The 12,549-nt window shown below is 56.2% G+C and carries 11 protein-coding genes; 8 read left to right on the top strand and 3 right to left on the bottom strand.

The genetic code is table 11. The features are described from left to right. Window position 1: 1 nt before the first annotated feature. Complete coding sequence (locus tag D8M23_RS04850; protein ID WP_126853877.1) at window positions 2-841, bottom strand: alpha/beta hydrolase; 840 nt, start codon at window positions 839-841, stop codon at window positions 2-4. A gap of 276 nt (window positions 842-1,117) precedes the next feature. Between D8M23_RS04850 and D8M23_RS04845 the strand changes: the two genes are divergently transcribed. Both D8M23_RS04845 and D8M23_RS04840 read left to right on the top strand, forming a co-directional pair. Further along, the gene (locus tag D8M23_RS04845; protein WP_006888851.1) at window positions 1,118-1,879 is read left to right on the top strand and encodes a lysophospholipid acyltransferase family protein; all 762 of its coding nucleotides are present in this window, start codon (window positions 1,118-1,120) and stop codon (window positions 1,877-1,879) included. A 188-nt stretch (window positions 1,880-2,067) separates the two neighbouring features. Next, a complete protein-coding gene (locus D8M23_RS04840; RefSeq protein WP_126853876.1) occupies window positions 2,068-3,456 on the top strand; it encodes a class II 3-deoxy-7-phosphoheptulonate synthase in 1,389 nt (462 codons plus the stop codon). A gap of 86 nt (window positions 3,457-3,542) precedes the next feature. On the opposite strand, the gene D8M23_RS04835 is transcribed toward D8M23_RS04840, so the two are convergent. After that, entirely contained in the window at window positions 3,543-5,096 is a 1,554-nt protein-coding gene (locus D8M23_RS04835) for a serine/threonine-protein kinase (RefSeq protein WP_126853875.1), read from the bottom strand. 192 nt (window positions 5,097-5,288) lie between these two features. On the opposite strand from D8M23_RS04835, the gene D8M23_RS04830 reads away from it, so the two are divergent. Continuing rightward, window positions 5,289-5,657, top strand: a complete 369-nt coding sequence (locus D8M23_RS04830) for an Rv2175c family DNA-binding protein (protein WP_006888853.1) — start codon at window positions 5,289-5,291, stop codon at window positions 5,655-5,657. 116 nt (window positions 5,658-5,773) lie between these two features. On the opposite strand, the gene D8M23_RS04825 is transcribed toward D8M23_RS04830, so the two are convergent. Next, window positions 5,774-6,907 (bottom strand): polyprenyl synthetase family protein, encoded by a 1,134-nt coding sequence (locus tag D8M23_RS04825; protein WP_126853874.1) that lies wholly within the window; start codon window positions 6,905-6,907, stop codon window positions 5,774-5,776. Between the two features lie 224 nt (window positions 6,908-7,131). Here D8M23_RS04825 and dinB point away from each other — a divergent pair, with 224 nt between their 5' ends. The 5 genes from dinB to D8M23_RS04800 all read left to right on the top strand — a co-directional run bounded on the left by dinB (window position 7,132) and on the right by D8M23_RS04800 (window position 12,453). Further along, window positions 7,132-8,469, top strand: a complete 1,338-nt coding sequence (gene dinB / locus D8M23_RS04820) for a DNA polymerase IV (protein ID WP_174234607.1) — start codon at window positions 7,132-7,134, stop codon at window positions 8,467-8,469. Between the two features lie 310 nt (window positions 8,470-8,779). Continuing rightward, window positions 8,780-9,178, top strand: a complete 399-nt coding sequence (locus tag D8M23_RS04815) for a DUF3040 domain-containing protein (RefSeq protein WP_023134584.1) — start codon at window positions 8,780-8,782, stop codon at window positions 9,176-9,178. A gap of 625 nt (window positions 9,179-9,803) precedes the next feature. Continuing rightward, the gene (gene mraZ, locus D8M23_RS04810; RefSeq protein WP_006888897.1) at window positions 9,804-10,232 is read left to right on the top strand and encodes a division/cell wall cluster transcriptional repressor MraZ; all 429 of its coding nucleotides are present in this window, start codon (window positions 9,804-9,806) and stop codon (window positions 10,230-10,232) included. Between the two features lie 67 nt (window positions 10,233-10,299). Beyond that, a complete protein-coding gene (rsmH, locus tag D8M23_RS04805; protein ID WP_037288036.1) occupies window positions 10,300-11,352 on the top strand; it encodes a 16S rRNA (cytosine(1402)-N(4))-methyltransferase RsmH in 1,053 nt (350 codons plus the stop codon). Continuing rightward, complete coding sequence (locus tag D8M23_RS04800) at window positions 11,353-12,453, top strand: hypothetical protein (RefSeq protein ID WP_126853873.1); 1,101 nt, start codon at window positions 11,353-11,355, stop codon at window positions 12,451-12,453. It begins immediately after the preceding gene. The last annotated feature ends 96 nt before the right edge of the window (window positions 12,454-12,549 follow it).

The following is a 12,549-nucleotide window of genomic DNA, read 5'->3' as shown; positions in this document are numbered from 1 at the left end:
CCTAGCTTAAGGACTGTACAAATTTGTGTGTGAATTCTTTAACAAGCTCGGCATCGTAATCAAGGGTTGCCACATGGTAGCTACGGGTGAGCCATTTAAATTCTACCGATGCCGAGACATGTTGCAGAAAATAGCGGTGTGACGCGTCAGTAACGGTGTGGTCTGATACGGAGCGCAAGTACAGTACAGGTGCATGCAGTTTCGGCAGTAGCTCGCGGGTTTCTACCCCCAGCAGGTGCAGCTGCCGGATAGACGCGGTGGGAGTGCGTGCATATGCCCCTTCATCTACACCCGGCACGGCAATATCGGACCCTATTGAGCGCATTACCGGCAGCACTGGTGCCACCCGGTGGGCAATGCGCATGAGCGGGTTGACATCAACAAAGAATGGGTTAATAAGCACTGTGCCAGCAACCGGGCGGCGTGCCGCAAGGTGCGCGGCAAGGCATCCACCCATAGACATACCGATAACAATTACTCGATATCCCGCACCAGTGAGCCGCTCGTACGCCTGCTCAACACTATCTATCCAATCGGTGTAGTGGGTGACTGCCATATCACGCCAGTGAGTTCCGTGGCCGGGTAAGCGGGGTAACTCCACCGGGTACCCTTTCCCTGTTAAATACGCTGCTAACGGGTGCAGACTGTGCGGAGAGCCTGTGAACCCGTGCACGATGAGGATACCTAAGTCACCCGCATACTTTTTGGGGTCTGCGGGGGACGACAGCGGTTCGTGGTTAAAGTCCGGCTGCTGCGCAGGCACCCCACCTGTCTGTTGCCTCTCGTGTACTTTGCGGCGTATCCGACGCACCGGCTCTAACGAGTTCTCAAAAATATTCATACATCCCCCAGGAAGCTGTGTAACCCCACACTTAATATCTAGCACTATTATTGCTTTCAAGGTGAGATAAAAACTCACGCTATTGAGCTGTGAGCGTGATTTCGCGCGATTCACAGGTAACTGGCAGGTGAAAATGGGCTGTATAACACCCAATGGACCCCCTGGTACCCGGCTACAATCTACTAGGAAGGCACTCGCCCCTCCGATGACGCACACCGGTGTGAATTAATCGAACCGTGCCGCGTTCAATAACCGGAAACACTCCAGGAGAAAACTGTGGTCACACACCCCGCCACAACACCCGTATATGCGGTACTTAAAGCAATAAGCGACCCCACCGTCCGGCGGATCTGGCCGCATGAAGTTATAGGCGCTGAAAACATGCCCAATGGTCCAGCCATTATTGCCAGTAACCACTTAGCCTTCTGCGATTCGGTGTTTATTCCGCTTGCGGTTAAACCCACCGTAAATTTCTTAGCGAAAAGCGACTATTTCACTACCCCCGGCTTTAAAGGGCGTGCAATGGCAGCTTTCTTCCGCAGTGTGGGCCAGCTTCCTATGGATCGTTCGGGTGGGGAGAAAAGCAGGGCTTCTTTAGAAGCCGGTCTAAAGGTGCTTCGTGCCGGGGGAGTGCTCGGCATCTACCCTGAAGGAACCCGCAGTCCTGACGGACGCTACTACCGCCCTAAAATTGGGGTGGCGCGTCTTGCATTGGAATCTGGTGCACCCGTGGTACCTGTGGGTCAGCTGGGCACCGACCTAATACAGCCAGCCGGGACGAACAGGCCACGTTTTCGGCATAATGGGAAACCCATTACGGTACGCACTATTATTGGTAAACCGTTGGAGTTCGCACATTTGCAGGATAAAGCTAATGACCACGCCACGCTCAGGGCTGTGACCGATCAGATAGCTGAGGCTATTCGCGCCCTCTCGGGGCAGCAGTACGTGCCTGTGCCCGCCGACAAAGTTAAACGGCTTATGGCGGCTCATGGGTGGAGCGCCCAAACCGCAGTAGCTAGTCTTCTCACACACTAACAGCCACATTTCGGTTGTACGGGCCGCTTTGTGGCGTGTGATTTCACGCAGCGAGATAAAAACATGACCGCTCCGTACCGTCTTGCCCATAGCGGGAGTACAATAACGTAGTACTGCCTCATGGTTTTAGCTATGGGGTACCGCAACCGCAGACAACCCAACCTGAGTGATAGAGCGAGACAACATACATGAGCAACACGATTCGCCCGCAACAGCCCAGCGACCATGGGCTGGATATTTGGCGCACCCTTAACGCTGACCAGCAGCCTACCTGGGCGGATCATCCCGACTACGCGCCCACAGTGGCAGAACTCGAAAAGCTGCCCCCGCTGGTCTTTGCGGGGGAAGTGGACTCGATGCGCCGTCAACTTGCTGAAGTCGCTGAAGGTCGTGCTTTTCTGCTTCAGGGCGGAGACTGCGCCGAAACGTTCGCGGGAGCCACCGCCGATAAAATTTCAGGCCGTGTTCGCACCATCCTACAGATGGCAGCGGTGCTGACCTATGGGGCCTCTATGCCTGTGGTTAAGATGGGCCGCATTGCCGGGCAGTTCTCTAAACCACGCTCCTCGGATGTGGAAACCCGTGACGGTGTTACCCTGCCTTCGTTCCGTGGAGAAACCGTTAACGGTCATGAGTTCACAGCAGAGGCGCGCACTCACGATCCCAAGCGGATGCTGCGCGGGTACCACACCTCCTCGGCAACCCTGAACCTGGTGCGGGCTTTCACGAAGGGCGGTTTTGCCGATCTGCGTTCCGTGCACCAGTGGAACCGTGGGTTTACCGAAAACCCTGCGCATGCCCGCTATGAAGAAACTGCGCGTGAAATAGGCCGTGCCCTCAAATTTATGGAAGCCTGCGGGGTGGACTTTAACGCATTGACCACCACCGACCTGTACGTGGGCCACGAGGCACTGGTGCTTGATTTTGAGCGTGCCCTCACACGCATCGATTCGCGTACCCACCAGCCTTATGACACGTCCGCACACTTTTTGTGGATTGGCGAACGCACCCGAGGAATTAACGACGCCCATGTGGACTTCCTTTCTAAGGTGCGTAACCCCATCGGTGTTAAGCTGGGCCCCGGCACCACCACCGATGACGCACTAGCTCTTATCGACAAGCTCGACCCTGAACGGGAACCCGGTCGTCTTACTTTTATCACCCGCATGGGGGCAAAAAATATTCGCGAAAAACTTCCCGCTCTCGTCGAGGGGGTTAAAGCATCCGGGGCGAAGGTCGTGTGGGTTACCGACCCCATGCACGGCAACACTATATCGGTTCCATCAGGGATTAAAACCCGCCGGTTTGATGACATCCTGGATGAGGTGCGCGGCTTCTTTGAGGTGCATGAGTCCCTGGGTTCTTTCCCAGGCGGCATCCACGTTGAAATGACTGGGGATGACGTCACCGAGTGTTTGGGCGGCTCAGACCCCGTGGACGAGGCAGCACTGGCTAACCGCTACGAATCGCTGTGCGATCCGCGACTGAACCATTCACAGTCTCTGGAGATCGCATTCTTGGTATCTGAGTACCTGAAGAGCCAGTATGTGCGCCAATTGGGTAATACTATGCGTTAAGCACACCCATATAAACGTATGATGAGGCCGATGAGCCGTCCTAAAGAGGGCAGCTCATCGGCCTTGAACGTATGAGGTGTGGGGGATTAGAGCCCACCAAACATTTGTGACAGGTTAGCCCACCACGTGCTCTGTAATACCGACTGGGCCAGCAGCCACCCCACGAACCCTGCCAAAACTAGAGCCACCAAGAGTACGACCACTCCCGTCACTACTGTAAACGGCGATGGTGGCGGACCTAGCCTTTCAGCTGGGAGCCTCCTGTTACGGGGGAAAGGACGCGGGCCGGGCCGCGCTTGCGGATGCGATGCTGGCCTGCGCTGCGGGGAACGGTTAGGGCCCGGTGGGGTGCGTGGAAGTCCAAAGACATTATTCAGGGAACGCTGAGCAAGCTCTGGGCGCAGCGCGCCATAGTGCATCCGCGCCGAGGAACCGTCCAAGGACCGCTGGCCGCCTAGGGGGATATCGCCACGCGCTAAGGCAGGGTTTACCGGCCGGGTTTCAGGGCCGATACCGATCGAGAGCGGAACGTATTCTTCCATGGGTAGCACAGGTTTTGCGGCCTGGGCCCGCCGGTTAGTGCCCACCAGCAGATCCTCAGCACGGCCAATACCACTGATGGGGCTGTTGTGCACCATCTGTGCCAACCCCGTAGTCTCCGCGATGTGTTCCACAGCCTCCCATAGCGGAACTTCAGGTTCCTCCACGAGGGGAGTGCGCCAGGCAAGCTCTTCCTCGCTCATGTGGGCAGTCACATCCCGCAGATCGGTTAGAACTTCAAGCGCGTTCTCTGGACGGTCTTCAGGCTGCTGACGGGTACACCAGCTAATGAGCCCCGCAAGCCCTGGATCTAGGCCGGGAGCAGCCTCAGCGACGGGCGGGATTTCGACGTTTGCATTGTAACGGTGAACCTCGCTGCTGTTGGCGATGCCATCAAACGGCAGATGCCCGGCGAACATGAGGTACATCATCACGCCCAAGGCAAAAATATCGGCGGGTGCACCCGTCTGCTGGCCTTTGACCAGTTCCGGTGCAGCGTATGCGGGGGTGCCCATAATCTCACCGGTGAGCGCCTGGTCGTCGCGGCGCGTCAAACCGAAGTCTGCCAGTTTCACCGTCTCGGTCACATCCAACAAAATATTGCCGGGTTTAATATCGCTGTGCACCAGCCGTCGCGCATGAGCCTCAGACAGCCCCTCCACTACCGGCAGCAGAATTTGCAGGGCTTCCCCTACAGATAGGGCACCGCGCTCCCGCAGCAGCTGGCCCAGCGTACACCCGTGCACGTACTCCATGACAATGTACCGTAGCTTCTGCCCGCGTACCGTCTGTTCACCTGAGGAAAGCACGCCGATCACATGTCCGCCGCCCATCTGCCGTAGCGATGACTCTTCACTGTAAAACTTGCGCTGATTCTCGGGTGAAGCGGCAAGTTCAGGTTTCAGAATTTTAATAGCCACCGGGGAATCATTGAGCCACGTATCGGTCGCGTAGTACACTTCGGCCATACCGCCGCCAGCAATGAGCGGGCCTGCCAAGTAGTGTTCGTCGAAGATGATGCCGTTTAACCAGTCACGCCCCCGCGTCGCAGAACTCGCGGGGGAAGAAGACGGCGTTGAAGATGGGGGAGGATTCATCATCTACGATTCTAGGGGATATGTGGTGCCCATGCTGCATGGACAACTCTCACTGAGCAAAGATACAGCGGATTCATAGGTAAAGGGAGTAAACCCGGTCAAGTCATAGAGCCCGAACCACCCACCAGAACAGAACCGACAATAATGGCGGCACGTAAGTAGGCAAAATCGGGCAGATTCTGGCACTCTTAAAAGGTGAGTAGCGAAAAAACTGTACAGACCTTTGCCCTTGTAGGCGACTGGGTCACTATTCCTGATATTGCCGAGGCACTTGATTTGAAAGTTACTCGAGTGCACAACCTTATCTCGGATGGCACTCTTGTAGCCCTGCGCGAACCAGACACGAATGTGCGTAAAGTACCCGCGCTTTTTCTCAACGGCGATCATGTGCTCGAATCTCTCAAAGGCACCTTAGTAGTGCTCAAAGACGCTGGTTTTAGCGACGAGGAAGCCATCACCTGGCTCTACACTGCGGATGATTCTCTGCCGGGACGTCCCATTGACGCGCTCATTAACGGGCAGAAGACGGAAATCCGCCGCCGCGCACAGGCCTTAGCCTGGTAAAACCCGAGACCGATAAAACCGTGCGCCATTGAGCACTTGGGAGCTCTCCTAAAAATTAGTGACGGTGGAGGGGCCACCCACATGATGAGGTGGTTGGTCCCTCCACCTTTTTGTAGTTACGCGGCTCGGTGCAATGCTTTTGCCGCGATAGCTTCTAGGGCTGCCCGCACCTGCTCCGGCACCGGTAAAGCAGCCAACGCCGTATCAATGGCAGCAGACTTGCGGGCAATGAGCTCCTCAAGCTGCGCCACTGCACCACAAGAAAGCATGAGACCACGCACCCGCTGAACATCGTGAACATCTAGGTTCGGGTTCCCCAAGCATGTCTCAAGCAGGGACCGTCCCGCCTGATCCGCATTCTTTTCCGTAAGTGCCACCAGCACGGTGCGTTTTCCTTCCCGAATATCATCCCCGGCAGGTTTTCCAGTGGTTTCAGGCTCACCGAACACCCCCAGCTGATCATCACGCAACTGAAAGCCTTCACCCAAGGGCAAGCCGAAGCTGCGGTACGCATTAAGAATGGGGTGGTGCTGGTTCTGCTGTGCATCAAGGGCTAGAGCGCCGCCAAGAGTCAGCGGGTGCTCGCATGAATATTTGGCTGACTTATAACGGATCACGTTCTGGGCACGCTGTAGTGCCGCATCATAATCTTCGGAATCGATGACTTCCGAGAGTACATCCAGGTATTGCCCGGCCATGACTTCGGTGCGCATCGTATCGAAAACAGTTCGTGCGGTGCGGTCTGGTAGGGAGCCCACCCCCATGCGCGCAAACATTGTCTCCGACCATGATAGGCACAGATCTCCGGCGATAATACCCCCCGTAAGACCATAGTTAAAAGTATCGCCGCGCCAGGCACTACTTTTATGCTGGTTCTCAAAACGTTTGTGCACGGCGGGTGCTCCACGCCGAGTATCGGAACGGTCAATAATATCGTCGTGGATGAGCGCAGCGGATTGAAACAGTTCAATGGCCACCCCTATACGCACCACCGACAGGGGCTTTGGGTCCTCAAGAATACTCACCCCACCTGCGCCGCGCCATCCCCAGTAGCTCAGTAGCGCACGCAGCCTTTTACCACCTGTGGAGAGCGCTTCAATGGCTTCTAGCAGGCTGAGTGCATCTGGTGAAATATTGGAGAGCACCTCGCGCTGTTGGGTAAAAAAACGCGCCATTTCGGCCTCAACCTCTTGCAGATATGCCTGCTGTTCGGCCTGAATTTGCGTTTCAAACGCGCTCTGCGTAGCCATTATTGCTCCCGTCGATATATATCTGGCGGTGGTCGATACCCATCTAGCTTATGCTATCTCCCATAATTTGCGGTATTTTCGCGTGGGGTTAGCCAACTCGATTTTTTATAGAATAAGAATACTATATAGAATATATATGCTATTATGGGGTGGTGGGAGGCTGAAGATACATCAAAGCTGAGGCACAATAGTCATCCAGGGCCTCCCTCTATCAAGGGGGTGTAATGTCTGAGAACGTAAAAAACATCTTTAATACATCTCGCTTCCAGCGGGGGAATACCGCTGATGACCGAAGCGAGAAGCCCCGCATCATGATGCATCTTGATATGGACGCATTTTTTGTCAACGTAGAGCTGCTGAATAAACCAGAATTACACGGAACTCCTATTATTGTGGCGCATGAGGGCCCGCGCTCAGTGGTATGTTCTGCTTCCTATGAGGCTCGAGACTCGGGTGTTCATTCGGGTATGCCACTGGCACATGCTAAACGCTTGAGCCCACAGGCAACTATTCTGCCTCTGCGGGGTGATTACGGCTTTTACTCTCGTGCGGTCATGCGAATACTGCGGGATGAAAGCCCGCTTGTGGAACAAGTAAGTGTTGATGAGGCATTCATTGATCTCACCGGTGCCACTGCCATCGGCGGATCCCCGGTTGCGATAGCACAGCGGGTGCGAGAACGTATTGCAGACGAGCTGTCTCTACCCTGCTCGGCGGGGATATCTATTAATAAGTTTCTTGCCAAAATGGCCTCAACTGGCAGTAAACCCAATGGGCTGTGGGTGGTGCCGCCCCACAGGGTGCAGGAGTTCCTGGATCCTATGCCGGTTAATAAACTGTGGGGTGTGGGAGCGCGAAGCGCCACTTTGCTGAACGAATACGGAATCTACACGGTGGCACAGCTGCGTGAATTTGACGCCCAGTGGCTGTGCGGGCGTTTTGGTAATGCGGCAGGGAACCATCTCTATGCTCTTGCTCGTGGTATTGATCATCGTCCGGTGGTCACTGAACGTGTTGAGAAAAGTATGGGAGCTGAACATACCTTTGCTACCGATACTCGCTGCGTCGCAGATATTGAGCGAGCGGTGCAGGGTATTGCTTTACGGTTGGGGCGGCGGCTGCGCGCAGCAGGGAAAACCGCCGGTGCGCTGACCATTAAATATCGTTATGAAGGTTTTGAGACACACACTAAATCTATACCCCTAACTGAGCCTGTAGATTCTGGGATGCAGATATATCGTATTGCTTGCGCCGCCCTGAGGGCGATGGGGCTTTTGATCAAAAGTTGTGATGGTCAAAAGGAACAAGCGTCACGGGCTTTACGGTTGATAGGGGTACGCGCCGAGCGGCTGCAACAATGCGCCTCTGGTATGCAGCAGACGCTTTTTGCCTTGGACCCACAGGAAGGTGACGGTGCAGAGAAAGCTGACTGGGGTCGTGTGGAGCGTGCCCTTGATGGCATCCATACGCGATTTAGTGCAGAGGCGGTGCGCCCGGCCTCTCTGATGGGGTATACGGCGGAGCGAACACATATGCACAGGGTGCAGCATCGTCAGGTGTAAGGCTGGATGCGAGGCGTAGAAGTGCGAGCTTTTAAAGAATATACGGCTTAGAAATCCCCTGAGTGTTAAGCGTTGAGGCAGGTTCATGGGCCGCTGGGTACTCTGATGCATCCGCGGCAACGCAGGGATGTGGTGAGTGCGGCTTTTATTCTCAGTACATACACAGAGATTTAGCTCAAGAAAGAGTACCTATTGGGGGCCTAAAAGGGGTACTATGATGAACGTACGCTAGGCTACATGTGATGGTCTTGCCCCGGGGTGGATATGTGCCGACGGCAGGGCTTTTGGGCACGGTTTTAAGGAGAATGCTATGGCACTTTCGGAGCGCGAACAGAAAGTCCTTGATCAGCTTGAGGAGTTAATGCACGCCGAAGATCCGCAGTTTGCAAGTTCGATGTCTTCGACGGGCAATACCGCGCCCGTATTTAGCGCCCGCCACATGGTGCTGGGTATCCTGTGCGTGCTTGCTGGGCTGGGCATTATTATTGGGGCGGTTGCCTCAAAGATTATTCTGCTTGGTATTGTCGGCTTTATAGTTGCCGCCGGGGGCGTGTATTTTGCGACCACCAGTAAGAAAACCCCTATTGATTCGTTCTTAGGTGGTAAGGCTAAAGGTGCCTCCGCTGAGAAGGCGCAGCAACAGCGCAAACAATCGAAGCTCATGGAGCGCCTGGAAGAGCGCTGGGATGAGCGCGAACAGGGGCGTTAGTATATTTTTCTTCTTGTGATACGTCAGTGCTGGCGTGAGGTACCACCGTGGTAATAGGCTGGTACGTTTAAACCGTGTTCTACCTCAGACTTGGTGGTGGGGCGGGGCTTCCATAAGGGAGGCCCCGCCCCACTGTCCGTTAAAGGTCGCTGTACTTGCAGCTGCTGTACACGCCACACCGGGGTGGTGGTACTAAGAGCCGGTATTTATCCCAAGCTAGCGTTAGCTTCTGATTATGGGTGTTTTCCCCACCGTAAGCGGTACTCACGCTGAAACTGAGGATGTTTCCTCCACTTTTCCCTCCACAATCCTCCACCGCCCCACAATAACCCGTGTAGCGGCGGGATTGTGTCTGCTGCCGCCAATAACTCTAAAACTGCCTGCGTGGAACGGGCAATGATGTGGTTTTTCAAAATATGTTGGCTATTCGTGCGTCGAATCAGCGGGTGGCGAACTCCTCAATAACGGTCCTAGCTGGGGTGAAGCTGCGGGATTCAAGGGCTTGACGTGCAGGTTTATTAAAATTTGCGGAAAAATTTGGGTGCTTAAAAAGGGTTAAGTGGTGGAAAGTGGGGTAAAGTGGAGGGTAGCAGATTGTTCAAGTGCGCTGTGAGGGGGTGGGTACGTGTTTTTAGGGACGTATTCGCCTCGGTTAGACACCAAAGGGCGCATCATTCTTCCCGCGAAATTTCGTGAGGAACTTTCTGCTGGTCTAGTGCTCACCCGCGGACAGGAACGTTGCTTGTACGTGTTCTCTGCGGAAGAGTTTGAGCGTATTCACGAGCAGATGCGTTCAGCGCCGCTGTCTTCACGGCAGGCTCGGGACTACATGCGTGTGTTCCTGTCGGGCGCATCTGATGAGGTGCCCGATAAGCAGGGGCGGGTCACCATCCCGGCGGCGTTGCGTGAGTACGCTCGGTTAGACCGCGAGCTTGTCGTCATCGGCGCGGGTTCCCGAGCCGAAATCTGGGACGCTCAGGCTTGGGACGAGTACCTTGCTCGTACCGAAGCTGAATTTGCACAACTGGATGAGGAGCCTTTCCCCTTCCTGTAAACCACCCCATCTGTTAGCGCATTCGCTGCGGGAGCAGATCCTAGTACGTGACCCTCAAGGAGCGAATATGAGCGCTAAGGAAAGCACCCACGCCGGTGCTCAGGGAGCGGTAGCTCCCGCACACACCCTTACGCTTACTGAAACTCCCGATGCGGGGCTTTCGAAGAAAGAAGCGAAAGAACGCCACGTACCGGTCATGCTTACCAGGTGCCTTGACCTGCTAGCCCCGGCCCTCGAACGTGAAGGGGCAGTGGTCATTGATGGGACGTTAGGAATGGGCGGGCACACCGAGGCAATGCTTGAACGTTTCCCCGAACTGCAGGTGATCGGCATCGACCGAGACCCGCAGGCGCACACTATTGCGGGGCAGCGGCTGGAGCGGTTCGGCGAGCGGTTCATCCCCGTGCACGCTGTGTACGACCAGATTGAATACGCCATGGACGTCGCCGGGGTGAATGCCGTCGATGGCGTCCTATTCGACTTGGGTGTCTCCTCCATGCAGCTGGATGAGCGTTCACGCGGGTTTGCTTATTCTTACGACGCTCCGCTCGATATGCGGATGAATAGTGAAGATGAGCTGACAGCACGCACCGTAGTGAACGAGTATCCGTTGGAGCGGCTGCGGAGAATTATCCGCACGTGGGGCGAAGAGAAGTTCGCCGCGCGGATTGCCGAACGGATCGTTGCTCAGCGGGCCGTTCAGCCGTTTGAGACCACCGGTGAGCTGGTAGCCGCTATCCAAAAGGCGGTGCCAGCAGCGGCACAACGCAAAGGCGGGCACCCTGCGAAACGCACTTTCCAGGCGCTACGCATTGAGGTGAACCACGAACTGGAGGCACTGGAACGCGCTGTGCCGGTCGCAATCGACTCGCTCTCCCTGGGCGGGCGGTTTGTGGCCATGAGCTACCACAGTTTAGAAGACAAGATCGTCAAGCGGGGCCTGAGTGCTGCCGCCACCTCTAAGGCACCCAAAGGGTTCCCCGTGGAGCTTGACGAACATAAGCCAACGATGAAAGTTATCACGCGTGGCGCAGAGCCACCGACTGAGGCTGAAATCGCAGAGAATTCACGCGCCGCAAGCGCAAAATTGCGGGCTGGCGAGAAGATTAGGGTTACATAAATGAGCGTAACAACGAAGACCACCATGACGGGGGAGCGTAGGAACACGCCCAAACCCCCGGGTCGTAAAACACGCCCGGAAGGGACAGCTGCTGCGCCGGGCCGAGCAGGCTCCTCACACCCCGGGTCGGCTCGTCGTGCCTCCACAACTTCGACAAGCACCCGCCGCACCGCACAGAAGGAAAAAGTTGGTGCATCATCTCGGGCTGCTACCGCTGGCAGCCCCACCCGAACCAGCACCCCCAGCCGGGCTCGAACAACCGAAACAGCCCGGCCTCAGGGCGCTGGTGCCACGCGCACCTCACGGGGGGCGACCCTGCTAGACGCTCCCGCCCGTTTCTTGGCGTACACGCGCGGGGTAGCGGGAGTATTTGAGAAGCCCTCAACCGCGCAGTTCGAAGCGAATACCACCTCGGTGCGGCCTCAACCTGCTCGGGGCGGTACAGCTGGGCGCGCTGAAGTGCGAGAAGCCTCCGGTGCAAAAAAACGTGCGCCGCTGGCCCGTTCTTTACGTAAACCCACCCGCCGGGGAGGCATCATGAGCCTTCTGATGTGGGCGGTGTTTTTTGTGATCCCGCTATTTCTCATCTTTAACCTGCTGATGAATATCCTAGTGGCTCAGCGTCAGTACGAACTGGTAGACATGCACGCCCAGGAGCTGGCTCTCACCCAGCAGAACGAGGCTCTGCATCAGGAGTTGGGGTACAACGAAGCTCCGCAGGATCTAGCGATCCGTGCTTCTCTGCTGAATATGTTCCCCAGCACTACCCCGGCAACTTTGGACGTGCAGAACGGTACGATTCAGGGCACCCCAACCCCAGCTGCTTCGCCCACCTCAGCTAATGGGACCCGCGGGAATCTGGTGCCAGCACCCGCGACCCGCGATAATGACCCCTCCGGGCAGAAGGCTGCGGATGCCCAGAAGCAGGCGCAGGAGAAGACCGCGAAGCAGAACCGTGAGCGGGAAGAGAAAGAGAAGCAGGAAAAGGAGAAGGCAAGTGCCCCCGCCTCGCCTTCACCCTCTGCATCTCCGCAGGGTTCACAGAGCCCGCAGCAGGCTCAGCCGTCACAGGCTGCGCCTAGCGCCTCCGCGAATCGCTAATACAGTTCACACCCCGGGTAGGGGTGGTGGCGCCGATTGGTGTCACCTAATCTACTCGGGGTAGTGTTCTGTTCGGGACAAGTTATAAGCTGCCCC

The sequence above is a fragment of the Rothia sp. HSID18067 genome (assembly GCF_003989445.1).
Lineage (GTDB): Bacteria > Actinomycetota > Actinomycetes > Actinomycetales > Micrococcaceae > Rothia > Rothia aeria.
Note: the sequence above shows the minus strand (reverse complement) of the source record. Positions and strands in the feature narration are given on the sequence as shown.

Coding starts and splice junctions, on each gene's coding strand:
- rsmH (WP_037288036.1), top strand. CDS start 10,300: ATGAGCGCTAAGGAAAGCACCCACGCCGGTGCTCAGGGAGCGGTAGCT.
- D8M23_RS04835 (WP_126853875.1), bottom strand. CDS start 5,096: ATGATGAATCCTCCCCCATCTTCAACGCCGTCTTCTTCCCCCGCGAGT.
- D8M23_RS04840 (WP_126853876.1), top strand. CDS start 2,068: ATGAGCAACACGATTCGCCCGCAACAGCCCAGCGACCATGGGCTGGAT.
- D8M23_RS04815 (WP_023134584.1), top strand. CDS start 8,780: ATGGCACTTTCGGAGCGCGAACAGAAAGTCCTTGATCAGCTTGAGGAG.
- D8M23_RS04850 (WP_126853877.1), bottom strand. CDS start 841: ATGAATATTTTTGAGAACTCGTTAGAGCCGGTGCGTCGGATACGCCGC.
- D8M23_RS04825 (WP_126853874.1), bottom strand. CDS start 6,907: ATGGCTACGCAGAGCGCGTTTGAAACGCAAATTCAGGCCGAACAGCAG.
- dinB (WP_174234607.1), top strand. CDS start 7,132: ATGTCTGAGAACGTAAAAAACATCTTTAATACATCTCGCTTCCAGCGG.
- D8M23_RS04800 (WP_126853873.1), top strand. CDS start 11,353: ATGAGCGTAACAACGAAGACCACCATGACGGGGGAGCGTAGGAACACG.